A 19,202-nucleotide genomic window follows, 5' to 3' on the forward strand; every position below is an offset into this window, starting at 1 on the left:
ACACCACACAACCAAAGCTGCGCAGTGCACGGGGTAAAACTTGGCACTGACTTTCGGCACGCTGTTGAGTTCTCAAGGAACGGACGCGCGAAGAACCAGGCCCTTTGGGGCCTTCGTCAACTGCGGCTTTTCCCACTGTACGCCGGTCTCAGAGGCTCGCACCCCGGGGGGTTCTCGCTCGCTCCGCGGCCCTTGCGGGCCCGACTGGCAACAGGGAGAACCATACACGGCCCTGAGAGCCCCTGCACGGGGGGTCCCGGAGGGGGTCCTCCGAGCCGCACCAGGACCGCGAACGGCCTGGTCAGAGCCCCAGGAAGGACTCGATGCCGACCGTGAGGCCCGGCCGCCGGCGCACCTCGCGGACCGCCAGGAGCACGCCAGGCATGAACGAGGCCCGGTCGTAGGAGTCGTGCCGCAGCGTCAACGTCTCCCCCTCGGCGCCCAGGAGCACCTCCTGGTGCGCCACGAGTCCCGACAGGCGGACGGCGTGCACGGCCACGCCCTCGACGTCGGCACCCCGAGCGCCGGGGAGCGAGTCCGTCGTCGCGTCCGGTGCCGGCGCCATCCCCGCGGCCCGCCGTGCCTGCGCGATCAGCCTGGCCGTGCGGACGGCGGTGCCGGAGGGCGCGTCGACCTTCTGCGGGTGGTGGAGCTCGACGATCTCCGTCGAGGGGAAGAAGCGCGCCGCCTCCTGGGCGAAGCGCATCAACAGGATCGCGCCGATGCCGAAGTTCGGTGCGATCACGACCCCCAGCTCCGGCTTCGGCTCCAGCCAGGCGCGGACCGTGTCCAGACGCTCCTGGTCGAAGCCCGTCGTCCCCACCACGCAGTGGATGTCCTGGTCGATGCAGAACCGGATGTTGTCCATCACGACGTCGGGCCGGGTGAAGTCGACGACCACCTGGGCGCCGGCGTCGGCCACGTTGAACAGCCAGTCCCCCGCGTCGACCATCGCGACGAGCTCCATGTCGTCGGCCGCGTTGACCGCCTTGACGACCTCGGCCCCCATCCGGCCGCGGGCACCGAGCACCCCGACCGAGACGAGCGGCGCCTCCCCGCTGTCGGTACCGGAGGGCTGCGGGTCGGGAGCGGGAGGCACGGTGGTCACCGGCCCAGGTTTCCCGTCGGTGCGGCAGGGCGCAAGACGCCGTCCGTTCACCGGGACCGGCGGGCGCGGGCGAGCCCCGTCCAGGCGAGCAGCCCGAGGGCGACGCCGAGCACGTCGGCCAGCAGATCGGCCACCGACCCGGACCGGTTCAGCGGCGCCACGGCCTGGACGACCTCGCTCGCGCCCGCGTACGCGACGAGCAGCACCGCGAGGACCCGGGGGGCGATACCGGCCCACCGCCCCGCCAGCGCCAGGGCGGCGAAGAGCGCGAGGTGCACCAGCTTGTCGACACCCGGGGGCGCCGAGGGCACGTCGTCGCCGGGGGTGAAGAGCACCGCCAGGGAGACCAGCACGGTCAGCGCCAGCGCGGCCCGGGACGGCGCGCCGTGGACGGCGAGGGCCGGGTGCCCCATCAGAGCGTGTCGAGGTCGGACTCGCGGTAGGGCCCCACGACCGCCAGGCACGTCGGCCGGGTCAGCAGGTCCGCCGCCACGGCGCGCACCTGCTCGGTGTCCACCGCGTCGATCCGATCCAGCACCCCGCGGACGGGCACGTACTCGCCGTGCGCGAGCTCGCTCTTGCCCAGCCGGGTCATCCGCGAGCCGGTGTCCTCCAGCCCCAGCACGAGGCCGCCGCGCAGCTGCCCCCTCCCGCGGGCCACCTCCTCCGCGGTGAGCCCGTCGGCGGCCACCCGGGCCAGTTCCTCGCGCACCAGGCGCAGCACCTCGGGCACGCGCTTGGGCGAGCAGCCGGCGTACACGGAGAACGTGCCGGTGCCCGCGTAGTGCGTGAGCGCCGAGCCCACGCTGTAGACCAGGCCGCGCTTCTCGCGGATCTCCTGGAACAGCCGCGAGCTCATGCCCCCGCCGACGGCGGTCTCCAGGACGGCGGCCGCGTAGCGCCGCTCGTCGTGCCGGCCCACGCCGAGCCCGCCGATCAGCAGGTGTGTCTGCTCGGTGCGCCGGCTGATCAGCCCGGTCGCCCGCGCGGGACGGTCGAGGACGACGTCCCCACCGCTGCGCAGCGGCGCGGGATCGGCGCGACCGCCGAGCCGCTCCCCGAACGCCTTCTCCACGAGCTCCAGCACCTGCTCGTGGGAGACCCGCCCCGCCGCCGCGACCACGATCGAGGGGACGGCGTAGCGGCTGCGGTACCAGCCATCGACGTCGTCCCGGGTCAGGGACTCGATCGACTCCACGGTGCCGAGCACCGACCGGCCGAGCGCGGTGTCGCCGAACAGCGTCTCCGCGAACAGGTCGTGCACCGCGTCGGCGGGCTCGTCGTCGCGCATGGCGATCTCCTCGAGCACGACCGTGCGCTCGCTCTCGAGGTCCTCGGCGGTGTTGAGCGCGTCGGTGACCAGGTCACCGAGGATCGCCACGGCCAGCGGGAGGTCGCTGGCGAGCACGTTGGCGTAGTAGCAGGTGTGCTCCTTGGCGGTGAAGGCGTTCATCTCGCCGCCGACGGCGTCCATGGCCGTCGCGATCTCCAGCGCGCTGCGGGTCCGGGTGCCCTTGAACAGCAGGTGCTCGAGGAAGTGAGAGGAGCCGGCCACCGGGTCGGACTCGTCGCGGGAGCCGACCCCCACCCAGATGCCGACGGTCGCCGAGAGGACGCCGGGCATGGTCTCGGTCAGCACCCGCAGGCCACTGGGCAGCCGGGTGCGCTCGACCCGGCCACCGACGTCGTCGAGGTCCAGCAGCTCGGGAACGCCGACCGGCGGAACACCGGCCGGGGCCGGGGCCGACGCGGATGCGCCGACCCCGGCCCCGGGGGTGTTCTCGTGGGGAGTGCTCACGCGTCCTGCGGCGCGGCCTCGGCAGGAGCGGCCTCGGCCGGGGCCTCGGCGGCACCCTCGCCGTCGGTGGCCACCGGCACCAGGCTGATCTTGCCGCGGGCGTCGATGTCGCTGATCTCGACCTGCAGCTTGTCGCCGACGTTGCAGACGTCCTCGACCTTGTTGATCCGCTTGCCGCCGCCGAGCTTGCTGATGTGGACCAGCCCGTCCTTGCCCGGGAGCAGGGAGACGAAGGCGCCGAACGGCGTGGTCTTGACGACCGTGCCGAGGAAGCGCTCGCCGACCTTGGGCATCTGCGGGTTGGCGATCGCGTTGATGCGGTCCACCGCGGCCTGGGCCGACGGGCCGTCGGAGGCGCCGACGTAGATCGTGCCGTCGTCCTCGATGGTGATGTCTGCGCCGGTCTCGTCCTGGATCGCGTTGATCATCTGACCCTTGGGGCCGATGACCGCGCCGATCTTGTCGACCGGGATGCGCACCGTGGTCACGCGCGGCGCGTACGGGCTCATCTCGTCGGGACCGTCGATGGCCTCGCCCATGACGTCGAGGATGTGCAGCCGGGCCGCGCGGGCCTGGGTCAGCGCACCCGCGAGGACGTCGGAGGGGATGCCGTCGAGCTTCGTGTCCAGCTGCAGCGCGGTCACGAACTCCTTGGTGCCGGCGACCTTGAAGTCCATGTCACCGAACGCGTCCTCGGCACCGAGGATGTCGGTCAGCGCCACGTACTCGGTCTTGCCGTCGACCTCGTCGGACACCAGGCCCATCGCGATGCCGGCGACCGGCGCCTTCAGCGGGACGCCGGCGTTGAGCAGGGCCAGCGTGGAGGCGCAGACCGAGCCCATGGACGTCGAGCCGTTGGAGCCCAGCGCCTCCGACACCTGCCGGATCGCGTAGGGGAACTCCTCGCGGTCGGGCAGCACGGGCAGCAGCGCCCGCTCGGCCAGCGCGCCGTGGCCGATCTCGCGGCGCTTGGGCGAGCCGACCCGCCCGGTCTCACCGGTCGAGTACGGCGGGAAGTTGTAGTTGTGCATGTAGCGCTTGCGGTTCTCCGGCGACAGCGTGTCGAGCTGCTGCTCCATGCGGAGCATGTTCAGCGTGGTGACGCCCAGGATCTGGGTCTCACCGCGCTCGAACAGCGCCGAGCCGTGCACGCGCGGGATGACCTCGACCTCGGCCGACAGCGGCCGGATGTCGGTCAGGCCGCGACCGTCGATGCGCACCTTGTCGCGCAGGATGCGCTGGCGCACGACCTTCTTGGTCAGCGCGCGGAAGGCACCCGAGATCTCCTTGTCGCGGCCCTCGAACTGGCCGGCCAGCGCGGCCTTGACCTCGTCCTTGAGCGCGTCGGTGGCGTCTTCGCGCTCGGCCTTGCCGGCGATCTGCTGCGCCTGGGCCAGCTTGTCGCCGACCTGGGCCTCGACGGCGGCGTACACGTCATCGGAGTAGTCCAGGAAGCGCGGGAACTCCGCGACGGGCTTGGCAGCCTTCGCGGCGAGCGCGGCCTGGGCGTCGCACAGCGCCTTGATGAACGGCTTGGCCGCCTCGAGACCCTGGGCCACGACCTCCTCGGTCGGGGCGGGGGCGCCACCGGCGACCAGCTCGATCGTCCGCTGGGTGGCCTCGGCCTCGACCATCATGATCGCGACGTCGCCGTCGGGCAGGGCCCGGCCGGCCACGACCATGTCGAACACGGCCTCCTCGAGCTCCGTGTGCGTCGGGAACGCGACCCACTGGCCGCGGATGAGCGCGACGCGGGTCGCACCGATCGGGCCGGAGAACGGCAGGCCGGACAGCTGGGTGGAGGCCGAGGCGCCGTTGATCGCGAGGACGTCGTAGAGGTGCGCCGGGTCCAGGGACATGACGGTGATGACGACCTGGACCTCGTTGCGCAGGCCCTTGGCGAACGTCGGGCGCAGCGGGCGGTCGATCAGGCGGCACGTGAGGATCGCGTCCTCCGACGGCCGGCCCTCGCGGCGGAAGAACGAGCCGGGGATGCGCCCCGCGGCGTACATGCGCTCCTCGACGTCGACCGTCAGCGGGAAGAAGTCGAAGTGCTCCTTGGGCTGCTTGCCGGCCGTGGTGGCCGACAGCAGCATCGTGTCGCCCATGGTGATGACGACGGAGCCGGCGGCCTGACGGGCGAGCCGGCCGGTCTCGAAGGTGACGCTGCGGCTGCCGAAGCTGCCGTTGTCGATGACCGCGGTGGCGGTGGTGACCCCGTCCTCGGGGTCGAACTCGGCGGCGATGCTGCCGGTGGTGGTGGGTGCGGACATGGTGTCCTCTTCCTACGTCGCATGCGGCGACGTCCTCTTGTGGCGCCCTGCGCCGACTGCGTCCGGGGCGACCGGTCTTCGAGAGAGACCCTCGGGGACGTCCCTCCCCGAGGGGAGAGGTCGTGCCCGGGGGCCACCACCGAGGACCGGACCGCGTCTGGCCGGATCGGCCGGAGGCCGGGGGTTCCGTGCGGCGGATGCCGGACGGAAGAGGGGACCGCCCCGGTGGGACGGTCCCCTCGTCGTACTAGCGGCGCAGACCGAGCCGCTCGATGAGCGACCGGTACCGGTTGATGTCGGTCTTGGCCAGGTAGTTCAGCAGCCGGCGACGACGGCCGACCAGCAGGAGCAGGCCCCGCCGGCTGTGGTGGTCGTGCTTGTGCAGCTTGAGGTGCTCGGTGAGGTCGCTGATCCGACGCGTGAGCATCGCGACCTGGACCTCGGGGGAGCCGGTGTCGTTCTCGACCGTGGCGTATTCGGTCATGATCTGCTTCTTCGTCGCGCTCTCGAGCGCCATGGTCGCCTCCCGGCGGGCAGGTGTGCGCCCCCGGTCTGACTCACGGGGGCAGGTGGACACACGGATCGGGCCGGAGCCCGACGCCCTATCGTACGCGGCCCCCCGGACCGCCCCGCCATCGCATCGTCGTCCTACCGGACGGCACCGCGACCACGTTCCGTCCCCGACCTGCGCCGAGCCCCACCCGCCGCTCCTCGCGGAGGCCTCCGGCCCCCACTCGTCCCGCCGACCGCTTCACGGATCCGTACCCGGAGGGGGCGCGGCCCGGTCGGCCGCCATGTCACATGCCCAGGACGCGGCGGGCCTCGACGAGGTCGTCGTCCATGGCGGCGATGAGCTCGTCCATGCCGGAGAACCGCAGCATCCCCCGCAGCCGCGCGGTGAACTCCACACCGGCGTGCTCGCCGTAGAGGTCGCCGTCCCAGTCGATGAGGTGTGCCTCCACCGTGCGGCGCGTGCCGTCGAACGTGGGGTTGGTGCCGACCGAGATCGCGGCCGGGAAACGCGCCCCGCTGGCGCCCTCGACGTCGCGGAGCACGAAGTGGCCGGCGTAGACGCCGTCGGCCGGGACGGCGGTGTAGGGCGGGCTCTCGACGTTGGCCGTCGGATAGCCCATCTGCCGCCCCCGCCGGTGCCCGCGGACGACGACGCCGTCGACCCGGTGCGGCCGGCCCAGCGCCTCGGTCGCGGACGTCATGTCCCCGGCCGCGACGCAGGCGCGCACGTAGGTCGAGGAGATCGTCAGCTCGTCCTCGGCCACGCTGGCCAGACCCACGCCGTCGACGGAGAACCCGAACCGGCGGCCCTCCGCGGCCAGCGTGGCCACGGTGCCGGCGGCGCGGTGCCCGTAGGTGAAGTTCTCCCCCACGACGACGTGCGACGCGTGCAGCGTGGACGCGAGCACCGTGTGCGTGAACGACTCCGGTGACTGGCGCATCAGGTCCTGGGTGAACGGCAGCACGCACATCGCGTCGACGCCGAGCGCCTCGACCAGCTCGGCCTTGCGGTCCAGCGAGGTGAGGATCGCCGGGTGCGAGCCCGGTCGCACGACCTCGGCCGGGTGCGGGTCGAAGGTGACCAGCAGGCAGGGCCGGCCCAGCGCGCGGGCGCGCTCGACCGCGGCACCGATCAGCTTCTGGTGGCCTCGGTGCACGCCGTCGTACATGCCGATGGTGACGACGGTGCGCCCGAGGTCACCGGGGACGGCGTCCAGTCCGCGCCAGCGCAGCACCTCAGGCGACCCGGTGCAGCCAGCCGCGGGTGTCGGGCACCCGGCCGTGCTGGATGTCGAGCAGGTGACCGCGCAGCGCCATGGTCAGCGGCCCCGGGGTGCCGTCGCCGACGGTGAAGTCGCCCGTCCGGGCCTTGACCTCGCCGACCGGCGTGATCACCGCGGCGGTGCCGCAGGCGAAGGTCTCGGTGACGGTGCCGTCGGCGACCCCGGCCCGCCACTCCTCGACGCTGAACTTCCGCTCGGTGACGCGGTGCCCCCGCTCACGGGCGACCGTGATCAGGGAGTCGCGGGTGATGCCGGGCAGCAGGGTGCCGGTGAGCTCGGGGGTGACCAGCTCGGCGTCGGCACCCGTGCCGAGGACGAAGAACAGGTTCATCCCGCCCATCTCCTCGACGTAGCGCTTCTCGTGCGCGTCGAGCCACACGACCTGGTCGCAGCCGGCCGCGATGGCCTGCTCCTGCGCCAGCAGGCTGGCGGCGTAGTTGCCGGCGCACTTCACGTCGCCCGTGCCGCCCGGCGCCGCCCGGATGTAGTCCTCGGAGAGGTAGACCGACACCGGGTGCACCCCGCGCGGGAAGTAGGCGCCGGCGGGGCTGGCGATCACGAGGAACAGGTATTCGTGGGCCGGCCGCACGCCCAGGAACGGCTCGGTGGCCAGCTGGTAGGGCCGCAGGTAGAGCGTCTGGTCCGGGCCGGTGGGCACCCAGTCGCGGTCGGCGTCGACCAGCGCGTCGACGGCGGCGAGGAACGCCTCCTCGGGCACCGGGGGCATCGCGAGGCGGCGGGCACCGCGGACGAACCGCGCGGCGTTGGCCTCGGGCCGGAAGGTCGCGACGCTGCCGTCGGGCTGGGCGTAGGCCTTGAGGCCCTCGAAGATCGACTGCGCGTAGTGCAGCGCGGCCGTGGCCGGGTCCATCTGCAGCGGCGCATAGGAGGTGAGCCGGGCGTCGTACCAGCCCTCGCCCGCGCGGTAGCGCGCCACGAACATCGAGTCGGTGAAGTACCGGCCGAACCCGGGGTCGTCCAGCAGCTGCTGCCGCTCGGCGGCGGGGCGGCGCCGGATCTCCTCCACCACCACCGGTACACCCCCGGTGAACTCCCGGGGGGAGGTACGGCTGTCGGCGAGGGTGTCGGTCATGGCTCCCACCTGCGTGTCCGGGTGGGTCCGGCGGTCGGCGGACCCACCCGCCCACGATAGTCCCGGCCCGAGGGGACTCAGTTCTGCCGGTCCTGGGCCACCTTCGGCCCCGCGGACTCGATGACCTCGTAGGACCACAGGTGCGCGGAGTTCGCCGCGGCGGGGGCGAGCGTGTCGCCGCCGCCGGAGTGGGCCCGGCCGAAGTCCTGACCGGACTGCCAGGCCTCGTAGGCGGCCTCGTTCTCCCACCGCGTGTAGACGAGGTACTGGTCGGTGCCCTCCTGCGGGCGCAGCAGCTCGAACCACTCGAACCCGGGTGTGCTCTCGACCGCGCCCGCGCGTCCGCGGAAGCGCTCCTCGAAGCGCTCCTGCCGCTCCTTGGGCACGGTGATCGCGTTGATCTTCACGACGCTCATGCCGCAGCCTCTTCCCCGGCCCGGCGGAGGTCAACCGCCGTGCCCGCCCGCGGGCTCAGCCGGGCGGGAAGCCGACCGCGACGCGCGCACCGGCGCCGGCGTCCTCGACGAGGGCGACCAGACGCCCATCCGGATCGACGGCGGCGGTCAGCCCGGCACGGCCCGTGGCGGGCACCCGCTGGCCGTGGCCGAGGGCGGTGGCCTCCTCCGCGGTGAGGGCGCGCGCGGGGAAGACCGCCGTCGCCGCCCCGGTCAGCCCCAGGACGCCGCGCCCGCCCCCCGCCAGGAGTGCCGCCGCGGCGTCCTCGACGGGCGCGGCCTGCTCGGTCCGGAACGGGCCCGAGGCCGTCCGCCGCAGGGCGGTGAGGTGCCCGCCCACGCCCAGCGCGGCACCGGCGTCCCGCGCGATGGCCCGGATGTAGGTGCCCGCGGTGCACACCACGGTGACCTCGACGTCGACCAGGTCCGGCGCCGGCCGGGAGATCCGGTGCACCTCGAGCCGGTGCACGGTCACGGCGCGGGGTTCGAGGACGACCTCCTCCCCCGCCCGCACGCGGTCGTAGGAGCGGCGGCCGTCGACCTTGACCGCGCTCACCGAGGAGGGCACCTGCCGCAGCGGGCCGGTCTGCGCCGCCAGGGCGGCCCGGACGGCGTCGTCGTCCAGGTGGCCGGCGGGGGTGGTCGTCAGCACCTCGCCCTCGCGATCGTCGGTGACGGTGCTCTGCCCGAGCCGGACGGTCGCCTCGTAGGTCTTGTCGTGCCCGCTCAGGTACCCGAGCAGGCGGGTCGCGGTGCCGACCCCGAGCACCAGCAGACCGGTGGCCATCGGGTCGAGCGTGCCCGCGTGACCGATGCGGCGGACCGACAGGGCGCGGCGGGCCCGGGCGACGACGTCGTGCGACGTCATCCCGCCGGGCTTGTCGACCAGCAGGATCGAGGGCGCGACGTCGGCGTCGGCCCGGCGGTTGCGGCTCACGACAGGGCACCGGCGGGGCCGTGGGGCGCAGGCGGGACGTCGTCGCGGGGGGAGTTCACGCGCCCACGGTCGCAGGTGCGGTCAGCCAGCGGTTCCCGGCCACCCGGACGAGCACGCCGACCAGGCGCAGCGCGATGAAGAGCGTGAGCCCCGTCCAGATCCCGGCCAGGCCCAGGTCGAGCGGTCCGGCCAGCAGGGACAGCGGCAGGAAGCCGACGACGGCGGCACCGATGGTGACCGTCCGGAGGTAGCCGACGTCACCGGCACCCATGAGGACGCCGTCCAGGGCGAAGACCACACCGGCCAGCGGCTGGAACCCGGCGAGGAACCACCACACCAGCTCCGCCTGCTCGCGGACGGCGGGGTCACCGGTGAACAGCGGCACCAGCAAGCCGCGCAGGGCGAGGAGCAGCGCCCCCACCCCGATCCCGGTGAGCAGTCCCCAGCGGGCCACCCGGACAGCGGTGAGGCGGGCCTCGGCGACCCGCCCGGCGCCGAGCGCGTGCCCCACGAGCGTCTGCGCCGCGATCGCGTAGGCGTCCAGGACCAGCGCGAGGAAGAAGAACAGCTGCAGCGCGATCTGGTGCGCCCCGAGTTCCGCCGCCCCCGCGCGCGCCGCGACCCCGGCCGCGACCAGGAAGGCGACCTGCAGGACGGCGGCCCGCAGGAGCAGGTCCCGACCCAGCACCAGTTGCGCGCGGACCGACCGCAGGCGCGGGCGCCAGTCCGCGCCCTCCCGGACCAGCGCGCGCACGAACAGGGCGGCGGTGAGCCCCTGGCCGACGACGTTGGCGACCGCGGAGCCGGGGAGCCCGAGGCCTGCCGTGTGCACCAGCAGCGGGCAGAGCACGAGGCTGGCGAGGCTGCCGGCCAGCACGAACCGGACGGGGCGGCGCAGCTCCTGCACCCCGCGCAGCCAGCCGTTGCCGGCGAGGGACACCAGCAGCAGCGGGGCGCCGAGGGAGGCGATGCGCAGCCACTGCTCCCCCGCCTCGGCCACCGCTCCCCCGCCGCCGGCCAGCAACCGGGTCAGCGGCCCGGCCAGCAGCTGGAAGGCCGCCAGCACGCCGACGCCGAGCCCCAGGGCCAGCCAGGTCGCCTGGACCCCCTCGGCGACGGCCCCCGCGCGGTCACCCGCCCCGGCCCGTCGCGCCGCCCGGGCCGTGGTGCCGTAGGCGAGGAAGTTCAGCAGCGCCGCGGCCCAGGCCAGCAGCCCCCCGCCGACGGCGAGGCCGGCCAGCGGCACGGTGCCCAGGTTGCCGATGACCGCGGTGTCGACCAGCAGGTAGAGCGGCTCCGCGGCGAGCACGACGAGGGCGGGCAGCGCCAGCGACAGCACGGACGGCGACCGGGGGTCGGGGCGCGGCGGCCGGAGGCCTTCCGGCGCGGGAGCCGGGCCGGGCTCCGCGCCGGTCGGGGACGGCGCCTGGCCGCGGTGCGGTCCGGAGGACCGCGACGTCATCCCGAGGTCATCTCTCGGCGGACGGCCGCGATCGTCCCCTCGCGGTCGGCGTGCGAGGTGAACCCGGCGGCGGCCCGGTGGCCTCCGCCACCCAGCGCGGCGGCGATCCGGGAGAGGTCCGTGCCGCCGCGCGAGCGCAGCGAGACCGACCAGGTGCCGTCGTCCTGCCCCTTGAGGATGCAGGCGACGTCGGCGTCCTCGGTGGCGCGGACGACGTCGACCAGCGCCTCCAGCTGCTCCCCGGGCAGGCCGTGCTCGCCGGCCTCGGCGGTGGTCGACCAGCTCCAGACCAGGCCGGCGCCGACCTCGGGCTCCAGCTGAGCCCGGCCGGTCACCGACGACAGCAGGCGCAGCCAGCCGAAGGGCGCGGTGTCGAACAACCGGCGGCTGATGGCGGCGTGGTCGATGCCGGTCTCGAGCAGCCGGGCGGCCAGCCGGTGGGTGTCGGGGCGGGTGTTGCCGAACCGGAAGGACCCGGTGTCGGCGGCCAGGCCCGCGTACAGGCAGGTGGCCAGCGTCGGGTCGAGGGGCACCCCGAGCCCGTCGAGCAGGTCGGCCACGAGGGTGACCGTCGCCGGTGCCCCCGGGTCGACGACGCGGATGTCCCCGAACCCGGGGTTGCTCGCGTGGTGGTCGACGACGACGGAGGTGCCGGCGCTCTCCAGCAGCGGCGCGAGCTCGCCCAGCCGGCCGGGCGAGGCGGCGTCCAGGCTGACGAAGACCTCCGGCGCGGCCGGGACCTGCGACGAGGGCACCAGGCCCGCGGCGCCGGGCAGCCACGCGAGGGAGGCCGGGAGGACGAACGGCTCGGGGAAGGTCGCGACCACGCGCGCGCCGCGCCGGCGCAGCCCCTCGGCCAACGCGAGGGTCGCCCCCAGCGCGTCGGCGTCGGGCTGAATGTGCGCGGAGAGCACGACGGTGGAACAGCTCGCAGCGGCCTCGGCGAGGACGTCGGCCGCTGTCCGGGTGGGGCGGGGTGCCGGGATCCGGGCCGGGATCGTCACGACTCCGGGCCGGTGCCGGCCACCGGCGGGGCGTCCTGCTCCTCGCGGACGTCGCCGCCGCCGACCGGGATCGGCGGGCCGCCGTCGTCGGGCTCGTCACCGGTGATGCTCGGGGCGTCCCCGATCTGGCCGGTCCTCCCGCCGCGCGTCGGGTCTCCGGTGGTGGGCATGGGTTCGCCCCCGAGCTCCGCGCGACCCTGCCCCTCGTCGGGCAGGGTCGGGTCGGGGTCGTTCTCGCTCACGCGTTGCTCCTGCTCTCGGCGGCCACGTCGACGGGGGTGGCGGCCGGCCGGTCGCCGGCGTCCGCGGCAGCGGGGTCGCCGTCCTCCTCGTCGTCCTCGTCCGCGGGCTTGCGGTAGGGGTCGGGCTCGCCGGCGTACTCGGCACCCTGGCGCGCACGGGCGAGGGCCTCGTCGGCCAGACGGGCGCGCTCCAGCGCCTCCTCCAGCTCCCGGGCGGTGTCCGGGACGATGTCGGCGATGAACGTGAGGGTCGGCACGAACTTGATGCCGGTCTGCTTGCCGACGGTGGCGCGCAGGATCCCGGTGGCGCTGGCAAGCGCCCGCGCCGAGTCCGCGATCTCGGTCTCGTCGCCGTAGACGGTGTAGAACACCGTCGCCTCGCGGAGGTCGCCGGTGACCTTGGCGTCGGTCACGGTGACCATGCCCAGGCGGGGGTCCTTGATCTGCATCTCGATCGCGGCGGAGACGATCTGTCGGATGCGCACCGCGAGCTTGCGGGCGCGGGCCGGGTCGGCCATCAGGACCTCCAGCAATCGGGACGCCGGAACGGCGCCGGTGGGCGTGCGGCCCCGTCCGAGGGACGGCCGCGCGCGGAGCGAGCGGTCGCGTGGACGGGGTCTGTCGAGGGGTCCTTCTAGTCGGAGTCGCTGTACAGCTGCCGGTGGATCGACAGCAGCGTCACCTCCGGCCGGTCGGCCAGCAACCGCTCGCAGGCATCGAGGACGTCGACCACCTGGTGGGCGTCCCCGGCGAGCGTGGCGACGCCGACCTGAGCCCTGCGGTGCAGGTCCGTGTCACCCACCTCGGCCGCGGCCACGGCGAACCGGCGCCGCAGCTCGGCCACGATCGGCCGGACCACGGCGCGCTTGCCCTTGAGCGAGTGGACGTCGCCCAGCAGCAGGTCGGCGGTGAGCGTGCCGGTGAACACTTGAAGGACCCCCCGCCCCCCACCGCTCGCAAGCTCGCGCCGGGCCCCTGCAGGAGGGCCGGAGGTCCTCCCGCAGGGGCCCGGCGTCAGCTCACCGTGACTACTCGCGCGGCTTCTCGCGCATCTCGAAGGTCTGGATCACGTCGTCGACCTTGATGTCGTTGAACGACCCCAGGCCGATACCGCACTCGTAACCCTCGCGGACCTCGGTCGCGTCGTCCTTGAACCGGCGGAGGGACTCCACCGTCAGGTTGTCGGCGACCACGGCACCGTCGCGGAGGAGCCGCGCCTTGGAGTTCCGCACGATCGTGCCGCTGCGGACCAGCGAACCGGCGACGTTGCCGATCTTCGGGACGCGGAAGACCTCGCGGACCTCCGCCGTGCCGAGCTGGACCTCCTCGAACTCCGGCTTGAGCATCCCCTTGAGGGCGGCCTCGATCTCGTCGATGGCCTGGTAGATGACCGTGTAGTACCGGACGTCCACCCCCTCGCGGGCAGCCAGCTCGGTGGCCTGACCCTCGGCCCGGACGTTGAAGCCCAGGACGATGACGTCGTCGGCCAGCGCGAGGTCGATGTCGCTCTTGGTGATGCCACCGACTCCGCGGTGGATGACGCGCAGCGAGATGTCGTCGTCCACCTCGATCTTCATGAGCGCCTCTTCGAGCGCCTCGACGGTGCCCGAGTTGTCGCCCTTGATGATCAGGTTGAGCTGACGGGTCTCCCGCAGCGCCGCGTCGAGGTCCTCCAGGCTGATCCGCTTCCGCATGGACGCGTTCTGCGCGTTGCGGATGCGGGCCTGGCGACGGTCGGCGATCTGCCGGGCGACGCGGTCCTCGTCGACGACGAGGAACGTGTCACCGGCGCGCGGCACCGAGGTGAGGCCGACGACCTGCACCGGACGGGCCGGCAGGGCCTCCTTGAGCTTGTTGCCGTGCTCGTCGAGCAGCGACCGGACGCGGCCGTAGGCGTCGCCGGCCACGATCGAGTCGCCCTGGCGCAGCGTGCCGCGCTGGACGAGCACCGTGGCGACGGGGCCACGGCCCTTGTCCAGCTTGCCCTCGATGACGACACCCTGCGGGTCCTGCTCGGTGTTGGCGCGCAGGTCCAGCGAGGCGTCGGCGGTCAGCAGGATCGAGGTCAGCAGGTCGTCGAGGCCCTGACGGGTGGTCGCGGAGACGTCGACGAACATCGTGTCGCCGCCGTACTCCTCGGCCACCAGCCCGTACTCGGTGAGCTGCTGACGGATCTTGGCGGGGTTGGCCCCCTCCTTGTCGATCTTGTTGACCGCGACCACGATCGGCACCTCGGCGGCCTGGGCGTGGTTGAGCGCCTCGACCGTCTGCGGCATGACGCCGTCGTCGGCCGCGACCACCAGGACGACGATGTCCGTCGCCTTCGCGCCACGGGCACGCATCGCGGTGAACGACTCGTGACCCGGGGTGTCGATGAAGGTGATCGGCCGCTCGTTGTGCTCGAGCTCGGTGACGATCTGGTACGCGCCGATGTGCTGCGTGATGCCACCGGCCTCGCGCGCCACGACGTTCGCGTTCCGGATCGCGTCCAGGAGCTTGGTCTTTCCGTGGTCGACGTGACCCATGACGGTCACCACCGGCGGACGGGACTCCCAGTCGCCCTCCTCGCCCTCTTCGTCACCGAAGGTGAGGTCGAAGTCCGAGAGCAGCTCGCGGTCCTCGTCCTCGGGGCTGACGACCTGGATGATCCAGCCGATCTCGGCGCCGAGCAGCTGCAGCGTCTCGTCGTTCACCGACTGCGTCGCGGTGACCATCTCGCCCAGGTGGAACAGGGCGGTGACCAGCGCGGCCGGCTGAGCGTTGATCCGCTCGGCCAGGTCGGTCAGCGAGGCACCGCGGGGCAACCGGACGGTCTGCCCGTTGCCACGCGGCAGGCTGACGCCGCCCATGCTGGGCGCCGCCATGGAGTCGAACTCCTGACGCCGCTGCTTCTTGCTCTTGCGCCCGCGGACGGGACCGCGCCCACCGGGACGACCGAAGGCACCCGCGGTGCCCGCACCGGAGCCGCCGCGACCACGGCCACGGCCACCGCCGCCACCACGGAAGCCACCGCCGGCCGGAGCGCCGGCACCGCCGCCGCCACCGGGACCACCGGGGCCACCGCCACCGGGACGGAAGCCACCGCCGCCGCCACCGCCGGGACCACCCGGACGGCCGCGGCCGCCGGGGCCACCGGCACCGCCGGGGCCGCCACCGGGGCGACCGGCCGGACGCGGCGGCATCATGCCGGGCGACGGGCGCTGCGGCATCATGCCCGGGTTGGGGCGCGGTCCGCCGGGACCGGCCGCGGGACGGGGACCGCCCGCACCGGGGCCCGGACGGGGACCACCGGCACCCGGACGGGCGCCGCCGGGACCGGCCGCGGGACGGGGACCGCCCGCACCGGCGCCCGGACGCGGACCGCCGGGACCACCGGGGCCGGCCGGAGCCGCTGCCGGGCCGGGGCGGGGACCCGCCGCCGGGCCGGGACGCGGCGCGCTGCTGAAGGGGTTGTTGCCCGGCCGGGGAGCCGGCCGGGGACCGGGACGCGGCCCGGCACCGGGGCCGCCGGGAGCGGCACCGCCGACGGGACGGGCGGCGGGCGCGGCCGGACGCGGAGCACCCGGACGGGGACCGGCCGGCGCGGTCGGGGCCGCCGAGGCGGCCGGGGCCTGCGGAGCCGCGGGCTGCGGAGCCGGGGCGGCCGGTGCCGGAGCGGCCGGAGCCGGGGCGACGGGAGCCTGGGCCGCCGGGGCCTGCGGCGCCGGAGCGGCCGGACGCGGGCCGGGGGCCGGAGCACCCGGGAGCGGGACGCCGGTCGGCGCGGCAGGCGCCTGCGCGGCCGGGCCGGGACGACCCGGCGCCGAGGGGCGCGGGCCGGGAGCCGGGGCCCCGGGACGGGGCCCGGCGGGTGCCGCGGCGCCACTGCCGGCGCCGGTGCTCGCACCGAGGGCCTCCCGCAGCCGCCGGGCCACGGGGGCCTCGACGGTGGAGGAAGCGGACTTCACGAACTCGCCCTGCTCCTTGAGCGTGGCGAGCACGGTCTTGCTGTCGACGCCGAACTCTTTGGCGAGTTCGTGTACGCGGGCTTTGCCTGGCACGGATCTCCTCTTTGTGAGGCCGGCGGCTTGCCCGCTCGACCCCGTCGTTAGTGGCGCATGGTCATCGTGAGAACTTCACGGCTGAGTCATCCGACGCTTGTCCTGTCGACGTGCGGACCGGCCTGGTGCCGATCCGACCTTGAACTGCTGTCCGTCCCGGCTCGCGGACCCGGCGCCTCTCACGAGGTCCCGAGGACGTGGGCCCGGAGCGGACCGGCCTCCACCGCGGCAGCGGCACCTCCGGAGAGGCGCAGCGCCCGGGGGAAGGCCCGGCGTCGCTCCGCTGCGTGCAGGCACTCCGGCGTGGGGTGCACCGACGCTCCCCGACCGGGGAGCCGCCGCCGCGGATCCGGGACCAGGGCCCCGGACCGGACGACGACACGCAACAGATCACTGACCGGAGCGCGCTTCCGGCACCCCACACAGGTGCGGACCGGCTGCGACGATTCGGCCACCCTGCACTCTAGCGCGCCCCGGGGCGCCGATGTTCCGGGCTCGGTCAGCGCCCCACCCGTCCGGGGCTGCGGCCGCCCGGGCCGCCGCGGCCCGAACCGCCCGGGCCGGGTCCACCGGAGCGCCCGGAACCCGGTCCGCCGGGGCGGCCCGAGCCGCCGGGGCGGCCGCCGGGACCGGAGGGCTGCCCACCCGAGCGCAGGGGCGGACGCCCCTCGCCGGGCGAGGGCTCGTTCCCCTCGGGCTCGGCATCGCTGCGGATGTCGATCCGGCACCCGGTCAGCCGGGCGGCCAGGCGGGCGTTCTGCCCCTCCTTGCCGATGGCCAGCGAGAGCTGGTAGTCGGGGACGACGACCCGCACCGCCTTGGCCGCGGGGTCGACGACCACCGCGCTGGTGACCCGCGCGGGGCTGAGCGCGGAGGCGACGAAGGAGGCCGGGTCGTCGGACCAGTCCACGATGTCGATCTTCTCGCCGTGGAGCTCGCTCATCACGTTGCGCACGCGCTGGCCCATCGGGCCGATGCAGGCGCCCTTGGGGTTCAGGCCCGGCACCGAGGTGCGGACGGCGATCTTCGACCGGTGCCCGGCCTCCCGCGCGACCGCCACGATCTCGACGCTGCCGTCGGCGATCTCGGGCACCTCGAGCGCGAACAGCTTGCGCACGAGGTTCGGATGGGTGCGGGAGATCGTGACCTGCGGGCCGCGGAAGGTCCGGGCCACCGAGATGACGTAGGCCTTCAGCCGGCTGCCGTGCGGATAGGACTCGCCGGGTACCTGCTCGGTCGGCGGCAGCACGGCCTCGACCTTGCCGATGTCGAGCAGGACCGTGCCCTGCACGTTGCGGCGGTCGTGCGCCTGCACGATGCCGCTGACGATGTCGCCCTCACGGCCGGCGTACTCGCCAAAGGTCTGCTCGTGCTCGGCGTCCCGCAGCCGCTGCACGATGACCTGCTTGGCGGTGCTGGCCGCGATCCGGCCGAAGTCGGAGGGGGTGTCGTCCCACTCGCGCACGACCTCGCCGTCGGGCCCCAGCTCCTGCGCGAGCACCGCGGCCTCGCCGGTCTTGCGGTCCACGTGCACCCGCACGTGCTTGGCCGCGCCGTCCGCGTGCCGGTAGGCGGTCACGAGGGCCGTCTCGATGGCCTCGATGACCGTGTCGGCGGGGAGGCCCCGCTCGCGCTCGACCGCCCGGAGGGCGGTCACGTCGATGTTCACTGTCCGTCCTCGATGTCGTGGTCGCTGTCGTCGGTGGGGAGGTCGGGATCGTCGTCCGGCAGGTCCCCGGGGTCGTCGGCGCCGGCGTCGTCCGCGGCACCCGGGCGGCCGAACTCGACCTGCACCCGGCCGGCGCCGAGCTCGGCCCACGGCACCGTGCGGACGGTCGGCGGGCGCTTGCGGGCGCCCGGCTTGCCGGGAGCCTCGACGGCCAGAGCGACGCCCTCGGCGTCGACGGCCTGCACCCGCGCCGTGACCTCCGCGGCCGCGTCCCGGGGCCCGACGGCGACGGTGACCAGGCGCCCGACGTTGCGCCGCCAGTGCCGCTGCTCGGTGAGCGGCCGGTCCACGCCCGGGCTGGTCACCTCGAGCACGTACGGCGCCCGGCCGAGCTCTCCCTCGTTCTCGTCCAGGGCGTCGGACACCGCCCGGCTCACCTCGGCGACGTCGTCGAGGGTCACCCCCTCGTCCCGGTCGAGGACGACGCGGACGACGCTGCGCCGTCCGGCCGGGGTGACGACGAGCTCTTCCAGGTCGAAACCGGCCGCGGCGACGACCGGCTGGATCCGGTCGGTCAGCCGGGCGGCGGCGGAATCGGTCCGGCGGGTGGTGGACACGGGCTCGCTCCCTCCTGAGGGCGTCGGGGCACGTGCACGGCGGACCCGCTCCCCGGTCCCGGGGCCCGATCGGGCCCGTCCGGGCGGATGGTCAGGCTACCGCCCGGCCCTCGGGGGACGGGACCGGACAGCGGGGACCTCCGTCCCGGGGCGCTCGGAGCGGCGGCTGCGCGGCGCCGGAGCGGGCTGCGAGGATGGGCGGGATGACCGCGTCGCCCGCTCCGAGCCCGCCCGGCTTTCCGCGGCGGACCCTGCTGGCGGGTGTGCTCGGCGCCGCCGGGCTGACCCTGCTGGCCGGGTGCACCTCGGACGACGGCGACGGCGCTCGGGCGCCCGACCAGGCCGGGAGCGACCTGCTGGCCGACCAGGTCGCCGTCCAGGAGGTCGTCGTGGCCGCCTACGCCGCCGCGGCGGCCGCCGACCCGGCCCTGGGCGACGAGGTGGAACCGCAGGCCCTGCAGGCCCTGGCGCAGCTGGAGGAGCTGCGGAACGCGGCGCCGGGGGCAACCCCGTCGAGCGCCGGGGCGGGCACCGGCCCGGCGCCGGGGACCGACGCCCGCGTCTGGCTGCGCGAGCAGCTGGGGGTCGCCGCGGGCGCCCACGAGGAGGCCTGCGCGGACCACGAGGGTGGGCGGGCGGCGCTGCTGGGCTCGGTGGCCGCCGGGCTGCGCGGCCAGGAGTCGGTGCTCGCATGAGCGCCGGCACGGC

At 74.7% G+C, this 19,202-nt stretch carries 19 protein-coding genes and 1 pseudogene; 1 reads left to right on the forward strand and 19 read right to left on the reverse strand.

What is annotated here, in order from left to right; genetic code table 11:
- Window positions 1–301 precede the first annotated feature (301 nt).
- From dapB to rimP, 19 genes and pseudogenes are all read right to left on the reverse strand, one after another.
- On the reverse strand, window positions 302–1,108 hold the full coding sequence (gene dapB / locus BMY88_RS10645) for a 4-hydroxy-tetrahydrodipicolinate reductase (protein ID WP_091942956.1): 807 nt from the start codon (window positions 1,106–1,108) through the stop codon (window positions 302–304).
- Between the two features lie 47 nt (window positions 1,109–1,155).
- Window positions 1,156–1,521, reverse strand: a complete 366-nt coding sequence (locus tag BMY88_RS10650) for a VanZ family protein (RefSeq protein ID WP_091942958.1) — start codon at window positions 1,519–1,521, stop codon at window positions 1,156–1,158.
- Complete coding sequence (locus BMY88_RS10655) at window positions 1,521–2,906, reverse strand: M16 family metallopeptidase (RefSeq protein WP_244524591.1); 1,386 nt, start codon at window positions 2,904–2,906, stop codon at window positions 1,521–1,523. The genes BMY88_RS10650 and BMY88_RS10655 overlap by 1 nt, the downstream gene beginning before the upstream one ends.
- Window positions 2,903–5,179: a polyribonucleotide nucleotidyltransferase gene (locus BMY88_RS10660; RefSeq protein WP_091942960.1), complete on the reverse strand. Its 2,277-nt coding sequence runs from the start codon at window positions 5,177–5,179 to the stop codon at window positions 2,903–2,905. The genes BMY88_RS10655 and BMY88_RS10660 overlap by 4 nt, the downstream gene beginning before the upstream one ends.
- Before the next feature lie 247 nt (window positions 5,180–5,426).
- Window positions 5,427–5,696 carry a 30S ribosomal protein S15 gene (gene rpsO, locus BMY88_RS10665; RefSeq protein WP_091942961.1) on the reverse strand — a complete coding sequence of 90 codons (270 nt, stop codon included), beginning with the start codon at window positions 5,694–5,696 and terminating at the stop codon, window positions 5,427–5,429.
- A gap of 280 nt (window positions 5,697–5,976) precedes the next feature.
- Window positions 5,977–6,927 carry a bifunctional riboflavin kinase/FAD synthetase gene (locus BMY88_RS10670; protein ID WP_091942963.1) on the reverse strand — a complete coding sequence of 317 codons (951 nt, stop codon included), beginning with the start codon at window positions 6,925–6,927 and terminating at the stop codon, window positions 5,977–5,979.
- Window position 6,928: 1 nt separating this feature from the next.
- Window positions 6,929–8,068: a branched-chain amino acid aminotransferase gene (locus BMY88_RS10675; RefSeq protein WP_170861061.1), complete on the reverse strand. Its 1,140-nt coding sequence runs from the start codon at window positions 8,066–8,068 to the stop codon at window positions 6,929–6,931.
- A gap of 77 nt (window positions 8,069–8,145) precedes the next feature.
- Window positions 8,146–8,484, reverse strand: a complete 339-nt coding sequence (locus tag BMY88_RS10680) for an antibiotic biosynthesis monooxygenase family protein (RefSeq protein WP_091942965.1) — start codon at window positions 8,482–8,484, stop codon at window positions 8,146–8,148.
- A gap of 55 nt (window positions 8,485–8,539) precedes the next feature.
- Window positions 8,540–9,460 carry a tRNA pseudouridine(55) synthase TruB gene (gene truB, locus BMY88_RS10685; RefSeq protein ID WP_244524592.1) on the reverse strand — a complete coding sequence of 307 codons (921 nt, stop codon included), beginning with the start codon at window positions 9,458–9,460 and terminating at the stop codon, window positions 8,540–8,542.
- Window positions 9,461–9,515: 55 nt separating this feature from the next.
- Window positions 9,516–10,799 (reverse strand): MATE family efflux transporter, encoded by a 1,284-nt coding sequence (locus tag BMY88_RS10690; RefSeq protein ID WP_244524593.1) that lies wholly within the window; start codon window positions 10,797–10,799, stop codon window positions 9,516–9,518.
- 119 nt (window positions 10,800–10,918) lie between these two features.
- Window positions 10,919–11,926 carry a DHH family phosphoesterase gene (locus BMY88_RS10695; RefSeq protein WP_244524594.1) on the reverse strand — a complete coding sequence of 336 codons (1,008 nt, stop codon included), beginning with the start codon at window positions 11,924–11,926 and terminating at the stop codon, window positions 10,919–10,921.
- Window positions 11,923–12,168, reverse strand: coding sequence for a hypothetical protein (locus tag BMY88_RS10700; RefSeq protein ID WP_091942969.1), 246 nt, complete (start codon window positions 12,166–12,168; stop codon window positions 11,923–11,925). Before BMY88_RS10700 ends, BMY88_RS10695 begins: the two co-directional genes overlap by 4 nt.
- The gene (gene rbfA, locus BMY88_RS10705) at window positions 12,165–12,686 is read right to left on the reverse strand and encodes a 30S ribosome-binding factor RbfA (protein WP_091942971.1); all 522 of its coding nucleotides are present in this window, start codon (window positions 12,684–12,686) and stop codon (window positions 12,165–12,167) included. The genes BMY88_RS10700 and rbfA overlap by 4 nt, the downstream gene beginning before the upstream one ends.
- A 116-nt stretch (window positions 12,687–12,802) precedes the next feature.
- The gene (locus tag BMY88_RS10710; RefSeq protein ID WP_091942973.1) at window positions 12,803–13,096 is read right to left on the reverse strand and encodes a DUF503 domain-containing protein; all 294 of its coding nucleotides are present in this window, start codon (window positions 13,094–13,096) and stop codon (window positions 12,803–12,805) included.
- 100 nt (window positions 13,097–13,196) lie between these two features.
- Window positions 13,197–15,032, reverse strand: a complete 1,836-nt coding sequence (gene infB, locus BMY88_RS24405) for a translation initiation factor IF-2 (RefSeq protein ID WP_244524624.1) — start codon at window positions 15,030–15,032, stop codon at window positions 13,197–13,199.
- A gap of 1,029 nt (window positions 15,033–16,061) precedes the next feature.
- Window positions 16,062–16,208 (reverse strand): annotated as a pseudogene (locus BMY88_RS24655) (translation initiation factor IF-2 N-terminal domain-containing protein); the annotation flags it as partial.
- 179 nt (window positions 16,209–16,387) lie between these two features.
- A complete protein-coding gene (locus tag BMY88_RS10720; RefSeq protein WP_091942977.1) occupies window positions 16,388–16,663 on the reverse strand; it encodes a DUF448 domain-containing protein in 276 nt (91 codons plus the stop codon).
- Between the two features lie 44 nt (window positions 16,664–16,707).
- Window positions 16,708–17,877, reverse strand: a complete 1,170-nt coding sequence (nusA, locus tag BMY88_RS10725; protein WP_091942979.1) for a transcription termination factor NusA — start codon at window positions 17,875–17,877, stop codon at window positions 16,708–16,710.
- On the reverse strand, window positions 17,874–18,494 hold the full coding sequence (gene rimP, locus BMY88_RS10730) for a ribosome maturation factor RimP (protein ID WP_091942981.1): 621 nt from the start codon (window positions 18,492–18,494) through the stop codon (window positions 17,874–17,876). Before rimP ends, nusA begins: the two co-directional genes overlap by 4 nt.
- A gap of 203 nt (window positions 18,495–18,697) precedes the next feature.
- On the opposite strand from rimP, the gene BMY88_RS10735 reads away from it, so the two are divergent.
- On the forward strand, window positions 18,698–19,189 hold the full coding sequence (locus BMY88_RS10735) for a hypothetical protein (RefSeq protein WP_091942983.1): 492 nt from the start codon (window positions 18,698–18,700) through the stop codon (window positions 19,187–19,189).
- Window positions 19,190–19,202: the final 13 nt, after the last annotated feature.

Source organism: Trujillonella endophytica (genome assembly GCF_900110555.1).
Classification (GTDB): Bacteria; Actinomycetota; Actinomycetes; order Mycobacteriales; family Geodermatophilaceae; genus Trujillonella; species Trujillonella endophytica.